Source organism: Citrobacter europaeus (genome assembly GCA_020099315.1).
GTDB lineage: Bacteria > Pseudomonadota > Gammaproteobacteria > Enterobacterales > Enterobacteriaceae > Citrobacter > Citrobacter europaeus.
Genome location: CP083650.1, coordinates 4215457 through 4233293, shown reverse-complemented (window position 1 = coordinate 4233293; position 17837 = coordinate 4215457). Strand labels below are relative to the sequence as shown.

15 protein-coding genes are annotated in these 17837 nt (G+C 53.1%); 7 read left to right on the top strand and 8 right to left on the bottom strand.

All coding sequences use genetic code 11. The features are described 5' to 3' along the window. Positions 1–4: 4 nt before the first annotated feature. A complete protein-coding gene (locus tag LA337_19780) occupies positions 5–1195 on the top strand; it encodes a glycoside hydrolase family 88 protein (protein UBI15377.1) in 1191 nt (396 codons plus the stop codon). 93 nt (positions 1196–1288) lie between these two features. On the opposite strand, the gene LA337_19775 is transcribed toward LA337_19780, so the two are convergent. The 4 genes from LA337_19775 to qseB all read right to left on the bottom strand — a co-directional run bounded on the left by LA337_19775 (position 1289) and on the right by qseB (position 4330). Beyond that, positions 1289–1603 carry an antibiotic biosynthesis monooxygenase gene (locus tag LA337_19775; protein ID UBI15376.1) on the bottom strand — a complete coding sequence of 105 codons (315 nt, stop codon included), beginning with the start codon at positions 1601–1603 and terminating at the stop codon, positions 1289–1291. A 30-nt stretch (positions 1604–1633) separates the two neighbouring features. Then, on the bottom strand, positions 1634–2215 hold the full coding sequence (locus LA337_19770; GenBank protein UBI15375.1) for an NAD(P)H-dependent oxidoreductase: 582 nt from the start codon (positions 2213–2215) through the stop codon (positions 1634–1636). Between the two features lie 109 nt (positions 2216–2324). Next, positions 2325–3674 (bottom strand): two-component system sensor histidine kinase QseC, encoded by a 1350-nt coding sequence (gene qseC / locus LA337_19765; protein UBI15374.1) that lies wholly within the window; start codon positions 3672–3674, stop codon positions 2325–2327. Further along, a complete protein-coding gene (gene qseB, locus LA337_19760; protein UBI15373.1) occupies positions 3671–4330 on the bottom strand; it encodes a two-component system response regulator QseB in 660 nt (219 codons plus the stop codon). Before qseB ends, qseC begins: the two co-directional genes overlap by 4 nt. A gap of 151 nt (positions 4331–4481) precedes the next feature. Here qseB and LA337_19755 point away from each other — a divergent pair, with 151 nt between their 5' ends. The 6 genes from LA337_19755 to LA337_19730 all read left to right on the top strand — a co-directional run bounded on the left by LA337_19755 (position 4482) and on the right by LA337_19730 (position 13375). Next, the gene (locus LA337_19755) at positions 4482–4877 is read left to right on the top strand and encodes a YgiW/YdeI family stress tolerance OB fold protein (protein UBI15372.1); all 396 of its coding nucleotides are present in this window, start codon (positions 4482–4484) and stop codon (positions 4875–4877) included. A 118-nt stretch (positions 4878–4995) separates the two neighbouring features. Next, entirely contained in the window at positions 4996–7254 is a 2259-nt protein-coding gene (gene parC, locus LA337_19750; GenBank protein UBI15371.1) for a DNA topoisomerase IV subunit A, read from the top strand. A 195-nt stretch (positions 7255–7449) separates the two neighbouring features. After that, positions 7450–8187 carry a 1-acylglycerol-3-phosphate O-acyltransferase gene (gene plsC / locus LA337_19745; GenBank protein UBI15370.1) on the top strand — a complete coding sequence of 246 codons (738 nt, stop codon included), beginning with the start codon at positions 7450–7452 and terminating at the stop codon, positions 8185–8187. A gap of 71 nt (positions 8188–8258) precedes the next feature. Beyond that, positions 8259–9671 (top strand): cell division protein FtsP, encoded by a 1413-nt coding sequence (gene ftsP, locus LA337_19740; protein UBI15369.1) that lies wholly within the window; start codon positions 8259–8261, stop codon positions 9669–9671. Between the two features lie 49 nt (positions 9672–9720). After that, positions 9721–11112, top strand: a complete 1392-nt coding sequence (locus tag LA337_19735; protein UBI15368.1) for a hypothetical protein — start codon at positions 9721–9723, stop codon at positions 11110–11112. Between the two features lie 91 nt (positions 11113–11203). Then, positions 11204–13375: a YgiQ family radical SAM protein gene (locus LA337_19730; GenBank protein UBI15367.1), complete on the top strand. Its 2172-nt coding sequence runs from the start codon at positions 11204–11206 to the stop codon at positions 13373–13375. Positions 13376–13478: 103 nt separating this feature from the next. On the opposite strand, the gene LA337_19725 is transcribed toward LA337_19730, so the two are convergent. The 4 genes from LA337_19725 to yqhD form a co-directional block, all read right to left on the bottom strand. After that, a complete protein-coding gene (locus LA337_19725) occupies positions 13479–13934 on the bottom strand; it encodes an HIT family protein (protein ID UBI15366.1) in 456 nt (151 codons plus the stop codon). A gap of 43 nt (positions 13935–13977) precedes the next feature. Beyond that, positions 13978–15432, bottom strand: a complete 1455-nt coding sequence (locus LA337_19720) for an anion permease (protein ID UBI15365.1) — start codon at positions 15430–15432, stop codon at positions 13978–13980. A gap of 188 nt (positions 15433–15620) precedes the next feature. After that, positions 15621–16448 (bottom strand): 2,5-didehydrogluconate reductase DkgA, encoded by an 828-nt coding sequence (gene dkgA / locus LA337_19715; protein UBI15364.1) that lies wholly within the window; start codon positions 16446–16448, stop codon positions 15621–15623. Between the two features lie 224 nt (positions 16449–16672). Then, entirely contained in the window at positions 16673–17836 is a 1164-nt protein-coding gene (yqhD, locus tag LA337_19710; protein ID UBI15363.1) for an alcohol dehydrogenase, read from the bottom strand. Between the last annotated feature and the right edge of the window lies 1 nt (position 17837).

Here is a 17837-nt window from a genome sequence, read left to right as displayed (position 1 = left end):
AAATATGTTAAATCATATCGTTGAGGAATCGTTGCGCGTATTTCCTGGCAGCCCGGTTAATCCTGGTAGCTTTCAGGATCAAATGAGTAGCGCTCGAGAACATGTCCTCGAATTGATTAGCCGTCATTTAACGGAATTCGGTGAACAATTTCCTGCCGAAACCTGTGTGCAAGGTTATTACCCGCTGACAGATAATGTGGAATGGACGACCAGCTTCTGGACCGGGCAGTTATGGCTGGCGTGGGAAATGAGTGGTGAGAGCAAATTTCGTGAGATGGCGGAGAAACATGTGCGTTCGTTTGGCTTGCGTATTGGCGGACGCCACGATACCAACACCCACGACCTGGGATTCCTCTACACGCTTTCCTGCGTGGCGGCCTGGCGATTGACGGGTAATCGTGATGCGCGAGGGTTTTCCCTGATGGCGGCAGAAGCGCTGTTGGAGCGTTTTCATGAAAAGGCGCAGATCATCCAGGCATGGGGCGATCTTCGCGATCCCGAGCAGGCCGGGCGGATGATCATCGACTGCAATATGAATCTGCCGCTGTTGTACTGGGCAAGCGAGCAAACGGGCGATCTGCGTTTTGCGAATGCCGCCAAAGCGCACGTTGCGCAGGCAGCAAAATATCTGATCCGCCAGGATGCCTCGACCTTCCACACCTACTATATGGACGTGCAAACCGGCGAGCCGCGTTACGGTAATACTCAGCAGGGCTATGCCGACGATTCTTGCTGGTCGCGTGGGCAGGCGTGGGGAATTTATGGTTTTCTGCTGAGCTATATCTACACCGGTGATACCCAGATGGTGCAGCTGTCGAAAAAGTTGGCCAACTATTTTCTTAATCGTTTGCCGGAAGATGCCGTTTGCCATTGGGATCTGGCATTAGTCGGGACCGATGCGCTGCGCGATTCATCTTCGGCAGCGATTGCCGTCTGCGGTCTGCTGGAGCTGATTAAACACCTGCCGGTGACCGATCCGGATCGCGAACGCTATCAGCAGTGGGCGATGGGGATCATGTCTTCGCTGACCAGGCACTATCTGATGGGCAAAGATGAGCTGGGGAACGGGCTACTGAAACACTCGGTGTATCACCTGTCGAGCAACAAAGGGGTCGATGAGTGCGCAAGCTGGGGGGATTATTTCTACGTTGAAGCGTTAATGCGCTTCACCCAGAGCTGGAAGCTTTACTGGTAAAGAATGCCCGGTGGCGCTGCGCTTACCGGGCCTGGAGATTGCTGTGTAAGCCGGATACGTCTGTTTGTGGCGTTATCCGGCAAATCGACAATCTTAAATGCCAGATTCCAGAATACGAATATTCATCTCCAGCACATCACCTTTCACGGCTTCGCTATAGGCTTTCATGTGCGGTGTCTGCAAATGCGCTTCAAGATGCGCAATGCTTTCCCACTGTTCAATCATCACGATTGAGTCCGGGGCCGTGGTCTGAAAACTGACGCCAGCAGCATGATCGACCATCGGCGCGTAGCCGTGGCAGCCTTCTTCTTTCAGTACGGTCGGAACGATTTTAGCGAACTGATCCAGTACCGCCTGGCGGTGATGTTGACCTGGACGTGTACGGATTTCTGCAATAACGGTAAGCATGGTTAACTCCTTCTAATTCCAGGTTACCAGTTAACCAAAAATTTCGTTCAGATGCTTGCGATATTCTGCGATATAACGCGGGACGTCCGGCATTTTAATCACGTCATTGGTGATAAAGGTCGGCAGCGCTTCCATTCCCAGGAACTGGTTTGCTTTATGGAACGGGAGATAAACGCCATCAACGCCAACGCCATGGAAGAACTGATCTTTTTCTGTGAAGGCTTCCATCGGTGCGTTCCAGGTCAGAGACAACATGTATTTTTTGCCCTGAATCAGCCCGCCGGAACCGTATTTTTTAGAGGCATCTGAACGTGTACGGCCATCGCTGGCATACAGCGTACCGTGACCTGCGGTAAACACGTCATCGATGTATTTTTTCACGGTCCACGGTGCGCCCATCCACCAGCCAGGCATTTGCCAGATAACCGCATCGGCCCACACGAAGTTCTGCACTTCTGTTTGAACGTCATAATCGCTGTCTGCGCGTACGACTTTAACATCATGCCCGAGGTCGCGCAGGATACCGTCCGCGACCTCGGTCAGGGTGTCATTCAGTTGACCATTAGAATGGCCGAATTTTTTCGCACCATTGATAATCAGAATGTTGCTCATTTTGTGTCCTCAAGGAAATACGTTTGAGGACGATTTTACTCCCACCAGCGGTGCGGTGAAATTAGCAAAATGTGCAAAGTCTTTTGCTGTTTGAGCAATAATAACCCAGTTACCAACTGACCTTAGCTTCAAAGCCACCTTGCGGAGCGTTACCAAATGAGGCTGACATTCCATGCAAAGTCGCGATACGGCGGACAATCGACAGGCCGAGACCGCTGCCGGTCACGCTTTGTCCCGGAGGGCGATAAAAGCGTTCACCGATGTGGGTAAGGACCTCAGGCGCGATGCCAGGACCATTATCTTTGACGCTGAAATTGCGGGCGTTGAGCGTCACTTCCACAATGCTACCCTGCGGACTGTAGCGGATCGCATTATCCAGCAGATTTCGTACCATCAGGCTGAGTAACAGCGGCTGTCCCGTACGCGTAATGTCGTGCGCGTTAATCTGCAAACGCACATCGATGTGCGCCTGCTGGGCCGGGTGGTAGATATCCATCACCGCGGATTGCAGTAGCTCCTCCAGCGAGATTTCCGCTACATCCTGAAGATTGTCGAGGGAGTCGAGGCGCGAAAGCGTCAGGAGTTGATCGACCAGTCGGGTGGCGCGTTCAATGCCGGTTTGCATCTGCATTAAGGCTTTTTGCCTTGCCTGCGGATCATCGTCAGACAATTGCGCCACTTCGGCCTGTACTTTCAGCGCGGTGAGTGGGCTACGTAGTTCATGAGCCGCATCGGAAGTAAAGCGCCGTTCGCGCACCATGGTGGTGTGAATACGGATAAAAAGTTGGTTGAGCGATTCAACCAGCGGGCGAACCTCGCCGGGAATGCCTTTTAAACTGAGGGGATCTTCAGATTCCGGGTCGCGCAAACGTAACGCCTGCGCCAGTTTTTTCAGGGGTTTGAGCTCAAGACTTAACAATACGATCAGGATTAATAGCATCAATGGCAATGCGATAAGCCAGGGTACCAGTTGCGTTGTCACAATCGCCAGGGCCATGTCTTCACGGTATTCCCATTCCTGCCCCACAACGATGCGGTATTTTTTATCCGCCGACGTCAGCCAGACAAAGCGCCATTTATCGTTGTCGCCGGTTAAATAGCCATCGTCAAAACCTTCCCGGCGATAGCTATAGGGAATGTACTGACCATTGTCGCCATCGTGGAGCACCATTTTCCCTTCTGGCGTATAGACAGCAAAGGTCAGCACATCGTCATCAATATGGCCATGTTTGAATTTTTTCGGCGTATGCGCAATGCGCTCTGAGGCTTTTAGCTCGTCAAGATCCAGCGTGCTGAGCCGTTTGGCGAACAGCATCAGTTGCGTATCAAACAGCTCATCGACGTTATCGGTAGTCTGCTTCCAGGCCACAAAGCTGGAAACGGCCCAGGTCGCTGATGCCAGAATCAAAAAAATAAGCGTTAGCCTGACGCGCAGGCTGAGGCGTTGTGTGAGTTTCATGCGTCACCCAGGGTGTAGCCAATGCCATGCACGGTACGGATAAAGTCGCTGCCGAGCTTACGGCGTAAGTGATGGACGTGTACTTCAACCGCATTGCTGGAGACGTTCTCGTCCCAGGTATACAGTTTTTCTTCAATCAGTTTGCGTGGCAGGACGCGACCTTTGTTGCGCATAAGTAGCTCCAGCAGCGCGAACTCTTTGGGTTTGAGAGACAAAGGCTCATCCGCCGCCGTGGCGACCAGCGCGCCGGGATCGAGGGTCACCTGACCATGGCGTAATATGCTGCTGGCCTGGCCGCTGGCACGGCGCACCAGCGCCTCCAGCCTCGCGGCAACTTCAATCAGCGCAAAGGGTTTGCAAAGATAGTCATCCGCGCCCAGACGTAAGCCTTCAACGCGTTCTGCCAGCGCGTCGCGAGCGGTCAGGATCAGCACCGGCTCCTGCTTCCCGTTGGCTCGCCATTCGCGCAAGATGTCCCGTCCGTCAATGCCAGGCAGCGTCAGGTCGAGGATAACTGCATCATAAGGAGCGCTATAAAGCGCTTCTTTCCCCTGACGGCCTTCGCTAAACCAGTCGATGCTGAAACCCATTTTATTCAGACCCGTTTTCAGGCCATCGCCAATCAATGTGTCATCTTCGATCAGTAAAATACGCATATGTTCTTCCCTGCCGCCGCTTTCTTTACCATCAGTAAACCTGTGGCTACAGCCTCTGTACAGCAAAAAAAGTATCTTTTTTTGCCTTAAGAACTTGTTAAGGATTAACTTATTTAATAGTCGTAAACCAACATGAAAGGGAGACATGACGATGAAAAAATTAGCTGCAATGGTTGCCGTAATGGCACTGTGTTCCGCACCTGTTCTGGCAGCTCAGCAGGGCGGCTTCTCTGGACCAACCACCACCACGCAAAGCCAAAACGGCGGATTTGTCGGCCCGAACGGTAGCAGCACAACGGTAGAAAGCGCCAAATCGCTGCGTGATGACACCTGGGTTACCCTGCGTGGGAACATCGTTGAACGTATTTCCGACGACCTGTATGTGTTTAAAGATGCGACCGGCACGGTGAATGTGGATATCGACCACAAGCGCTGGAACGGTGTAACCGTCACGCCGCAGGATGTGGTTGAAATCCAGGGCGAGGTGGATAAAGACTGGAACTCCGTTGAAATCGACGTGAAACAGATTACCAAAGTTGCCAAATAATCCCCATCAGGGCCGCATTCGCGGCCCTTTTCTTTGTGACTCAACACGCCAGATAGGGTAGTATCTGCGGCAATATTGCCCTTTCATTGAGGGGTATAAAGTTGAGGAACCACGATTAATGAGCGATATGGCAGAGCGCCTGGCGCTGCATGAATTCACGGAAAACGCTTATCTGAACTACTCCATGTACGTCATCATGGACAGGGCGTTGCCGTTTATTGGCGATGGTTTGAAACCCGTTCAGCGTCGCATCGTGTACGCGATGTCCGAACTGGGGCTGAATGCCAGCGCCAAATTTAAAAAATCCGCCCGTACCGTCGGTGACGTGCTGGGTAAATACCATCCACACGGCGACAGCGCGTGTTATGAAGCGATGGTGCTGATGGCGCAGCCGTTCTCTTACCGTTATCCGCTGGTTGACGGGCAGGGGAACTGGGGGGCGCCAGACGATCCGAAATCCTTCGCGGCGATGCGTTATACCGAATCCCGCCTGTCTAAATATGCGGAAGTCCTGCTGGGTGAACTCGGTCAGGGAACGTCAGACTGGGTGCCAAACTTCGACGGCACCATGCAGGAGCCGAAGATGCTGCCTGCGCGTCTGCCCAATATTCTGCTGAATGGTACGACCGGTATTGCCGTGGGTATGGCGACGGACATTCCGCCGCACAACCTGCGTGAAGTGGCAAAAGCAGCGATTACTCTGATTGAGCAGCCGAAAACGACGCTGGATCAGTTGCTGGATATTGTACAGGGGCCGGATTACCCGACCGAAGCAGAGATCATTACCTCGCGTGCGGAGATTCGTAAGATTTACGAAAACGGACGCGGCTCCGTACGTATGCGTGCGGTATGGACGAAAGAAGACGGCGCAGTGGTGATTTCCGCGCTGCCGCATCAGGTTTCCGGGGCAAAAGTGCTGGAGCAGATCGCCGCTCAAATGCGCAATAAAAAGCTGCCGATGGTAGACGACCTGCGCGACGAATCGGATCACGAAAACCCGACCCGTCTGGTGATTGTCCCGCGCTCTAATCGCGTGGATATGGAACAGGTGATGAACCACCTGTTTGCCACTACCGATCTGGAAAAAAGCTACCGCATCAACCTGAACATGATCGGTCTTGATGGGCGTCCGGCGGTGAAAAACCTGCTGGAGATCCTCACCGAATGGCTGGCGTTCCGTCGCGATACCGTGCGTCGTCGCCTGAACTATCGTCTGGAAAAAGTGCTTAAACGCCTGCACATCCTTGAAGGTTTGCTGGTGGCGTTCCTCAACATTGACGAAGTGATCGAAATCATTCGTCATGAAGATGAACCTAAGCCCGAGCTGATGTCGCGGTTTGGTATTTCTGAAACGCAGGCTGAAGCCATCCTTGAGCTGAAATTGCGCCACCTTGCCAAACTCGAAGAGATGAAAATCCGCGGTGAGCAGGATGAACTGGCGAAAGAGCGCGATCAGCTGCAGGGCATTCTGGCTTCCGAGCGTAAAATGAGTAACCTGCTGAAGAAAGAACTGCAGGCTGACGCCGAGGCCTATGGCGACGATCGTCGCTCTCCGCTGACAGAGCGCGAAGAAGCGAAGGCGATGAGCGAGCACGACATGCTGCCGTCAGAGCCGGTGACCATTGTGTTGTCCCAGAGTGGCTGGGTGCGTAGTGCGAAAGGCCACGACATCGATGCGCCAGGATTAAGCTATAAAGCGGGCGACAGCTTTAAGTCGGCAGTGAAGGGTAAGAGCAACCAGCCGGTGGTGTTCGTTGACTCGACCGGGCGCAGCTATGCCATCGACCCGATTACGCTGCCGTCGGCGCGTGGCCAGGGCGAACCATTGACCGGTAAGCTCACTCTGCCGCCGGGTGCGACGGTTGAGCACATGCTGATGGAAGGCGACGATCAGAAACTGCTGATGGCTTCCGATGCGGGCTACGGTTTTGTCTGCACCTTCAATGACCTGGTAGCACGTAACCGTGCTGGTAAGGCATTAATTACGCTGCCAGAAAATGCGCGCGTGATGCAGCCAGTGGTGATTGAAGATGAAACCGATATGCTGCTGGCCATCACCCAGGCTGGTCGCATGTTGATGTTCCCGGTAAGCGATTTGCCACAATTGTCTAAAGGCAAAGGGAACAAGATTATCAATATCCCTTCAGCGGAAGCGGCGAAAGGCGAAGATGGCCTGGCGAAGCTCTACGTGCTGCCGCCACAAAGCACGCTGACCATCCACGTCGGTAAGCGCAAAATTAAACTGCGTCCTGAAGAGTTGCAGAAAGTAACCGGCGAGCGTGGCCGTCGCGGGACGCTAATGCGTGGTCTGCAGCGTATCGACAGCATTGATATTGACTCGCCTCGACGCGCCAGTCACGGCGACAGCGAAGAATAACGCTACCGTCCGGCTCTCCCTGTTTTAGCCCAGGGAGAGCCAACGTTAAAAATTCCCGTGAAACCGTTGTTTATTCGTGCGTTGCGATTAACAATACGCTTTTCCAGAGAGCCGCCCTTAACAAAGCCCTAACCTGATACTGCATGATGAATCAGGTGACGTAAAATGCCAGGCTCTTAGGCCTTAGAGGTTGTTATGCTATATATTTTTCGTTTAATCATTACTGTTATTTACTGCATTCTGGTCTGTATTTTCGGTTGTATATACTGTCTGTTCAGCCCGCGAAATCCAAAACACGTCGCAACGTTCGGTCATATGTTTGGCCGCCTGGCTCCGCTTTATGGCCTGAAGGTCGAGTGCCGCATGCCGGCAGACGCGCAGAACTATGGTAATGCTATCTATATTTGTAACCATCAGAACAACTATGACATGGTTACCGCGGCGAATATCGTTCAGCCGCCGACGGTGACGGTAGGTAAAAAAAGCCTGCTGTGGATCCCGTTCTTCGGGCAGTTGTACTGGTTAACCGGCAACCTGCTGATTGACAGAAACAACCGCGCAAAAGCGCACAGCACCATTGCAGCCGTGGTGAACCATTTCAAAAAACGTCGCATTTCTATCTGGATGTTCCCGGAAGGAACACGCAGCCGTGGTCGCGGTTTGCTGCCGTTTAAAACCGGTGCGTTTCATGCGGCGATTGCGGCGGGTGTCCCGGTCATTCCAGTGTGCGTTTCAACAACCTCGAACAAGATAAAACTCAACCGACTCAATAATGGTCTGGCGATTGTAGAGATGCTGCCGCCGGTAGATATTAGCCACTTTGGGAAAGATCAGGTTCGTGAACTGGCAGCGCATTGCCGTACGCTGATGGAACAAAAAATCGCAGAACTCGATAAAGAAGTTGCTGAGCGGGAAGCCGCCGGTAAGGTTTAATCCGCGCAATTCGGGTTTTTTACAGGAAAAGATTTCCTGCGTGTTAATCGCCAGTTTTTCATGGAGTTTATATGTCATTCAGTCGGCGTCAGTTCATTCAGGCATCGGGGATCGCACTGTGTGCAGGTGCTGTTCCGCTGAAGGCTAATGCTGCCGGTCAGCAACAACCGTTACCCGTGCCTCCGCTGCTGGAGTCCCGTCGGGGACAGCCGCTATTTATGACGCTGCAACGCGCGCACTGGTCCTTTACGCAAGGCACCCGCGCGCCTGTCTGGGGGGTTAACGGCCGCTACCTGGGACCGACGATCCGCGTCTGGAAAGGGGATGACGTCAAGCTTATCTACAGCAACCGTTTGACTGAAAATGTCTCAATGACCGTCGCCGGACTACAGGTGCCCGGCCCGCTGATGGGCGGCCCGGCGCGTATGATGTCTCCTAATGCGGACTGGGCGCCAGTGCTGCCGATTCGCCAGAATGCCGCCACGTTGTGGTATCACGCCAATACGCCAAATCGTACCGCCCAGCAGGTTTACAACGGTCTTGCCGGGATGTGGCTGGTTGAAGATGAAGTGAGTAAGTCACTGTCTATTCCAAACCACTATGGCGTGGATGATTTTCCGATCATTATCCAGGACAAGCGCCTGGACAACTTTGGCACGCCGGAATACAGCGAGCCCGGTAGCGGTGGTTTTGTTGGCGATACGTTACTGGTCAACGGGGCGCAAAGCCCGTATGTCGAAGTCTCCCGCGGCTGGGTGCGTTTGCGCTTGCTGAACGCCTCAAACTCGCGTCGTTACCAGCTGCAAATGAGCGATGGCCGTCCGCTGCATGTGATTTCCAGCGATCAGGGTTTTTTACCTGCGCCGGTTTCGGTGAAGCAGCTCTCGCTGGCGCCGGGCGAGCGCCGTGAGATTCTGGTGGATATGACTAACGGAAATGAGGTCTCTATCACCTGCGGTGAGGCGGCCAGCATTGTCGACAGGATCCGCGGATTCTTTGAGCCTTCCAGTATTCTCATCTCCACGCTGGTACTGACGTTGCGCCCGACAGGTCTTCTGCCACTGGTGACTGATAGCCTGCCAATGCGTCTGCTGCCAACTGAAATCCTCAGCGGTTCGCCGATTCGCAGCCGTGATATCAGCCTGGATGACGATCCTGGCATTAACGGTCAACTGTGGGACGTCAACCGTATGGATATTACCGCCCAGCAGGGCTCCTGGGAGCGCTGGACGGTAAGGGCGGATATGCCTCAGTCTTTCCATATTGAAGGCGTCTCGTTCCTGATCCGTAATGTGAATGGCGCGATGCCGTTCCCGGAAGACAGAGGCTGGAAAGATACCGTCTGGGTCGACGGTCAGGTTGAATTACTGGTTTACTACGGACAACCTTCCTGGGCTCATTTCCCGTTCTACTTTAACAGCCAGACGCTGGAAATGGCGGACCGGGGCTCGATCGGTCAGATATTGGTGAATCCGGCGCCGTAGCTAATTTATTGATATCGCATGGATTCGTTTTATTGCAAAGGATGCAACGATGATTAGTTTTACCTGGTATGACCTTATTGTATTTTTTTTGATGATGGCGATGCCTGTAATAGCAGGCATCGCTATTTTGGTGTTGATTTGCTCCAGTTTTAAAAATCTCACCAGTCGTCATATCCTGCTATGGCTGGTATTACCACAGTGCGTCGCTTTGCTATCGCTGTGGGGCGTTTTTACTTTTTATGGCGACGAATTAAACTCGCGTATTCTTTTGATCGTTTCCCCTGCGATACTTGCTGGAATACTGGCTTTTTGGTTGCTGTACAAAGGAAAAACACTGCTCGGTTCTTCGGTTGGCGGCCATCTTGTCGCCATAGCCATTTTTTTCGTATGTCAGAATCAACTGGAGCCGCAGCTTTATGTAGATTTCCAGCGCGCGCGAGATATTAATCAACTCTATACGCTGCATCAGGCCAGTGATAGCTTTAAAAACCAGTTAAGCGATCCCGCTTTCCGTCAGAAAATGCTTTCTTATTCGGCATATGAACAAGATATGCCGGAGTCAACGTTCAGGATTTTAATCGCCAGTGGGGCTAATCCTTTTGATAACGCGGGCTACCCTTATGTATCGCCACTGACCCAGGCGGTTAATAGCCAGAATAAGACCGCGCTGAAGGTTTTCAGTGAATTATTGTCAGGTGATTCCGAACAGGCTGCTCGCAATCGGGAAGCGCTGATGGAGGATAACCCATTAAGCAATAATGTTTATTTTTCTGCTATACCAACGACCGAACAAAAACAGCGCTATTTTGCAATGGCAACGGTCTTATTACGCCACATGCCATCGTTATTAAATGATGAGGTTTACCGCAGGATACTCAAAGAAGGCGATGCTGAACTGACGCAGTTTCTGTGGAATCATCGTCAACCGATAAAGCGGATGTACCAGCTCCAGGCCAGAGCGTTGTCAGGAGATGTCACGATCGCGGATGATATTGCCGCTACGCCCGCTATCCTGAAGGCGGAAACCGACTCCGACTATCGCGACCAGCTTTTGAAGTATTTGGTGGAGTATGCGCCGCGTCCGGTGATTCAGGCCATTCTGGACAAAGACGTCGTACAATGGACGGATTTTGACGACCGCGATGGGAACAATAAGGTGCTGGAAGAGGCCATCGACCGTGCGAGGGGCTACAGTAATGGAGATCCGCAAGTCCTTACCCTTGTTATTCGCGACATACTGGAGCGTAAAGCGCCTTACTCTGATAACCAACTGGCGCACGGTTTTTACACTGAAGATAAGGGATCGCAGGTCGTGAGCGCGCTACATGCAGGAGGGATTTCTTGTACGGAACTTCGCGATGCTTTCAGGCAGTATATTGGCGAGTCTTCTGTTTTTGATGGCAAAGCGCGAATAGACGAAGTTTGCGGTGCGGGAAAATAATGCTTCAGCGCTCATAATCTTTCGATCTCTATTGCATTCCGGCTTATAATCCCCGGCCTTTGATTATTTTTTTACCATTTTTGGAAGCACTATGAGCGCAATATCCCTGATCCAGCCGGACAGAGACCTTTTCTCCTGGCCGCAGTACTGGGCTGCCTGTTTTGGCCCGGCACCGTTTTTGCCGATGTCACGTGACGAAATGGACCAACTTGGCTGGGATAGCTGCGACATCATTCTGGTTACCGGCGATGCATACGTCGACCATCCCAGCTTTGGCATGGCAATTTGCGGCCGTATGCTGGAAGCGCAGGGCTTTCGCGTTGGGATTATCGCCCAGCCGGAGTGGAACAACAAAGACGATTTTATGCGTTTGGGTAAACCGAACCTGTTCTTTGGTGTGACCGCAGGCAACATGGATTCGATGATCAACCGTTATACCGCCGATCGCCGACTGCGCCATGACGATGCTTACACGCCAGACAACGTGGCAGGCAAACGCCCGGACCGCGCCACGCTGGTTTATACCCAGCGCTGTAAGGAAGCATGGAAAGATGTGCCGGTTATTCTCGGCGGCATTGAGGCCAGCCTGCGCCGTACCGCGCACTATGACTACTGGTCTGATACCGTTCGTCGCTCCGTTCTGGTGGATTCCAAAGCCGACATGCTGATGTTCGGCAACGGCGAACGTCCGCTGGTGGAAGTGGCACATCGTCTGGCGATGGGTGAAACTATCGATCAGATCCGCGACGTGCGTAACACCGCGATTATGGTTAAAGAAGCGCTGCCGGGCTGGAGTGGGGTGGACTCCACGCGTCTCGACACGCCGGGCAAGATTGACCCGATTCCACATCCGTACGGCGAAGATTTGCCGTGTGCCGACAACAAACCTGTCGCCCCGAAAAAACAGGAAGCGAAAGCGGTAACCGTACAGCCGCCACGACCGAAACCGTGGGAAAAAACCTACGTGCTGCTGCCGTCCTTCGAAAAAGTGAAGGGCGACAAAGTGCTGTATGCGCATGCGTCGCGTATCCTGCACCACGAAACCAACCCAGGCTGCGCGCGCGCGCTGATGCAAAAGCATGGCGATCGCTACATCTGGATCAACCCGCCAGCCATTCCGCTCTCTACCGAAGAGATGGACAGCGTCTTTGCGCTGCCTTACAAGCGCGTGCCGCATCCGGCGTATGGCGACAGCCGTATTCCGGCCTATGAGATGATCCGCTTCTCGATCAACATTATGCGTGGCTGCTTTGGCGGCTGTTCGTTCTGTTCGATCACCGAGCACGAAGGCCGCATCATCCAGAGCCGCTCTGAAGACTCGATCATCAATGAAATCGAAGCCATTCGCGACACCGTTCCGGGCTTTACCGGCGTGATTTCCGATCTCGGTGGCCCAACGGCGAACATGTATATGCTGCGCTGTAAGTCACCGCGTGCGGAGCAGACCTGCCGTCGTCTGTCATGCGTCTATCCGGATATTTGTCCGCATATGGATACCAACCACGAACCGACGATTAACCTTTATCGCCGTGCGCGTGATTTGAAAGGTATTAAAAAGATCCTCATCGCTTCCGGTGTACGCTATGACATCGCGGTTGAAGATCCGCGTTATATCAAAGAGCTGGCGACCCATCACGTTGGCGGCTATCTGAAGATTGCGCCAGAGCATACTGAAGAAGGCCCGCTGTCGAAGATGATGAAGCCGGGGATGGGCAGCTACGATCGCTTTAAGGAATTGTTCGATACCTACTCTAAACAGGCGGGTAAAGAACAGTACCTGATCCCGTACTTTATTTCCGCGCACCCGGGTACGCGTGACGAGGATATGGTGAATCTGGCGCTGTGGCTGAAACAACGTCGTTTCCGCCTCGATCAGGTGCAGAACTTCTACCCATCGCCGCTGGCGAACTCCACAACCATGTATTACACCGGGAAAAACCCGCTGGGTAAAATTGGTTATAAGAGTGAAGACGTGGTGGTGCCGAAAGGTGATAAGCAGCGTCGTCTGCATAAAGCCCTGCTGCGTTACCACGATCCAGCCAACTGGCCGTTAATCCGCCAGGCGCTGGAAGATATGGGTAAAAAGCATCTGATCGGTGGTCGTCGCGAATGTCTGGTTCCGGCGCCTACGCTGGAAGAGATGCGCGAAGCACGTCGTCAGAACCGTCATACTCGTCCGGCGTTGACTAAACATACGCCAGTGGCGCATCAGCGCCAGACGCCTGCCGCGAACAAAAAACGTGGGAAAGTTGCGGGGCGCTAATCCGTCTTGCCCGGTAGTGAAATACTTATCAGGCCTACGAATAGCACGATTTTGTAGGCCGGGTAAGTGGCTTGCGCCGCCATCCAGTAGAGAGACTCAGTACTTACGCCTCACGAATTCTGGCCGCTAATGCGGCCAGTTTTGCATCATCCGCCCGTTCATGATCGTGTGACGACAGATACCCTTCATACTGCTCGAAAAATTTGTTCTGCCGCGCTTCAATCGGTTTCCAGTGGGTTAAATCGCCAGTACCGTGCATGGGGCTTAATTTACTGTGCACATGGTCTACGCCGAAACCTTCGAAAAACATCCCCGTACGGCTGACGTCCGGGAAAGCCTTATCCAGTTTCTTAGCCACTTTTTGGGTTGCCAGCATCAGGTCAGCCAACGCCTGCGGCGGCATATCGAAGGCATAGCTGGGGTAATGCTTTTTCGGGATCACCACGGTAAAACCGTCGGTGTTCGGGAAAATCGACAGAAAAGCCAGGTGATGCTCGTCTTCCCAGACCTTATGGCAGGGCGCTTTGCCTTCAACAATTTGACAGAAAATACAGGTCATTCCTTTTCTCCGTAGTAAGGTATTTTGTTGGGACGCAGTCAGTTTAGTACAGACCCAACACCTTCCACCACATCAGGCCCACGGTAATAAAGACCGCCTGGTTAAACAGGCTGATGATAAAGCCAGTGCGCCACCAGACGCCCGTTGGAACGTACCCTGCGCCAAACAGAATTGGACCGCGAGCGTGAGTGTATTGGGTGAGCGAGCAGTACAAACTGCTGGTGAAGGCCAGCATTAACGCCGTGGGGGCCGCGGGAATATTCAGATGCAAACCGACGCCGAGGAAAACGGCGTATAGCGCGGCTATCTGCGCATTACCGCTGGCAAAAAAGTAGTGGGTATAGAAGTAGGCAGCATTCAGCAGCAGCAGGACGATCACCCAACTGGTTCCGTGCATGGTGCTGCTCAGGCTATCGCCGATCAGATTGCCAAACCAGGTGGTGAAACCCAGCTTTTTCAGCTGGTTCGCCATCATCAGCAGCGCGGCAAACCAAATCAGCGTGTCCCATGCGCCTTTCTCGCTTTTCACATCTTCCCAGCTCAGCACGCCGCTCAGTAATAAAATGGACAGTCCTACGAACGAGGCGGTAGTGGCATCGACACCTAAGGTATCGCCAAAAATCCACAGCACCAGCAGCACACCGACGGTAGCCAGCATCAGCCATTCGCCGCGTGACATGCGGCCCATTTCCGCCAGTTCTTTACGCGCCAGGTTCGGGGCATCCGGCGTGTGTTTAATTTCCGGGCGCACAATCCAGTAGACCAGTAATGGAACCAGCAGCAAAGAGACCAGACAAGGCAGCAGTGCCGCCATAAACCAGCTGCCCCAAGTCAGCGTAACCCCGGCGTTGGCCGCCAGTTTTACTGCCAGCAGGTTACCGGTATAGCCGGTCATAAACAGTGCTGCCGTCACGTCGTTAACGTTGCCAATACAGGTAATAAGAAAGGTGCCGATTTTACTGCGGGACTCATCTTCCGGGTTCGAATGGAAACTGCGCGCCAGAGAGTCGGCAATCGGATAGATGACGCCGCCGCAGCGTGCTGTATTACTCGGCATTGCGGGAGAGAGGATCAGATCGGCAAAGGCCAGACCGTAGGCGAGTCCCAGCGTGCGCTTGCCGAGCAGGCGGATCATTTGTAGCGCAATACGTCGTCCGAGGCCCGTTTTGATAAACCCGCAGGCAATCATAAAAGCCACGACGATAAGCCAGATAAGCGAACTGTTCAGTTCACTTAGTGCGGTGGTGATAGCGCCGCTGGCGGTTTTATCCCCGGCTGCATAGACGAGCGCAAAAACCGTAATCCCAATAATGCCGACTGCGCCGATGGGTAAAACTTTCGCCACGATAGAGGCTATGGTAGCAACGAAGATTATTGCCGAATGCCAGGCTGGCTCACTTAACCCTGTTGGAGGTGTAAGCTGCCACAGCCCAGCAGAAATAAGAGTTATAAGAATTAATGGGAGCCATTTGACGCCGCTGATTTTTTTCTCAGTCACGGTTACGCACCTATAGGTGTGATAAATACATTCATGGTGTGAATATATTTACTGAATAATTAACAGGTTATGTTGCGTAATGCTGCTCCAGAGACTGCAAGAAATACATCAATATATGTGTGTTAATTGTTTCCTGATATTTCATTGCCAGAAAGGCCCGACGGGAGTGTCGGGCCGGAGAGAAGAGATTAACCGCCGAACTGGTCCGGGTCTGGTCCCAGCCGTCTGCCTTGATCGAGTTTCGCAATTTCGCCTAATTCTTCTTTATCCAGGCGGAAGTCCCAGACGTTAAAGTTTTCTGCGATACGCGCTGGGGTGACCGATTTTGGAATAACCACCAGGCCGCTATCCAGATGCCAACGGATGACAATCTGCGCCGGTGATTTACCATATTTCTCAGCGAGGTCACGGATGATCTTTTGATCAAAGACGTCCTGCCCGCCCTGCGCCAGCGGGCTCCAGGATTCGGTCTGGATTTTATGCGTTGCGTTCCAGGCATGAAGCTGGCGCTGTTGCATCAGCGGATGAAGTTCTATCTGGTTAATCACCGGAGGTACGCCGGTTTCATCCATCAGCCGCTGGAGATGATTGATCTGAAAATTGCACACGCCGATGCTCTTAATCAGACCTTCTTTTTGCAGGTCGATCATGTTTTCCCAGGCTTCAACGTAGTGGTCGATCGCCGGAACCGGCCAGTGCATCAGGTACAGATCGAGGTAATCAAGCTGGAGTTTTTCCATGCTTTCGAGCAAGGCTTCCCGGGGGCGTTTTTGATCATCATTCCACAGCTTGGTGGTGATGAATAACTCGTCCCGCGGTACGCCAGTATCGCGTATTGCTTTGCCGACACCTTCTTCGTTTTTGTACGCCGCAGCGGTATCAATTGAGCGATACCCGACTTCCAGCGCTTTATGAATGGCGGTGATGACTTCTTCGTTGCTTGCCTTCCAGACCCCCAGGCCCAGTTGCGGCATGACGTTACCATCCTGTAGTTTGATAATGGTTGGACCGGTCATAATTCCCCCCCACACTTAATCCTTCAGGCTGCCTCTTTGTTGGCTGCTTGCGTTTACCCCGGTCACGTACTTATGTACGTGACCGGGGATTCACTCAATTGTCGCCTCGATGCATCATGAATGATTGGGTGTAAATTGAGTTCACCGGAGCAAGCCCCGGTGAGGTTTATGTGACTTAAGCCTGGTATAAATACCCAAAAACGAAAGGCGGAGGTCAAAAAACCTTAGCGAGCCGCTTCGTAAATCCGACGGCTAACCTCAAGCGTAATGTCCTGATGTTCGCCCAGTTTCGTACCGCCATGCGCTTGCAGTTTTTCCAGCAACGCCGGGATGGAGCTACCGTCCAGGCCGTAGTCAGACAGGCGAGTCGGTACGCCCATTTGCTCGAAGAAAGCGCGAGTTGCGGCAATAGCGGCGTCAATGCGCTGGTCATCATCACCTTCGGTGATATTCCAGATACGCTCTGCGTATTGCAGCAGTTTGGCGCGTTTGGTGTCGCGTTTTTCATTCCACAGCGCTGGCAGAACGATGGCCAATGTTTGAGCATGATCCAGACCGTGCATTGCGGTCAGTTCATGGCCCAGCATATGTGTTGCCCAGTCCTGCGGTACGCCTGCGCCAATCAGGCCGTTCAGCGCCTGGGTCGCCGCCCACATGACGTTCGCACGCACGTTGTAGTTTTCCGGCTCCTGCAATGCTTTCGGGCCTTCTTCTATTAGCGTCAGCAGAATGCCTTCGGCAAAGCGATCCTGAATTTTCCCGTCTACCGGATAAGTCACATACTGCTCAACGGTATGCACAAAGGCATCCACGACGCCGTTCGCAACCTGACGCGGCGGCAGGGTATAGGTGTAAACCGGATCCAGCACGGCAAATACCGGCTGCACAAACGGGGTCATAAAGGCCAGCTTATCGCCGGTGGTTTTACGCGAAATTACCGCACCGGAGTTAGATTCAGAGCCGGTAGCGGGCAGGGTTAATACGGAGCCCATCGGGATAGCGCTTGTTACGTCGTTACCGTGAGTTTCCAGAATGCGCCATGGATCGATACCGTCAGCGTACTGTGCCGCTGCCGCGATGAATTTGGTGCCATCCAGCACAGAACCCCCGCCTACAGCCAGCAGGAACGTCACTTTTTCATCACGCACGATTTTTACTGCGTTCATCAGCGTTTCATAAGACGGGTTCGGCTCAATACCGCCAAACTCCAGCACATCCAGGCCTTTCAGCGCATCCTGAACCTGTGCCAGAACGCCGGTTTTTTTCACGCTGCCGCCGCCGTAGGTAATCAGTACGCGAGCATCCTGAGGGATTTGATCGCGCAGCTCAGCAATAGCGCCTTTACCAAACAAAATACGGGTTGGGGTATGGAGATTAAAGTTGTTCATT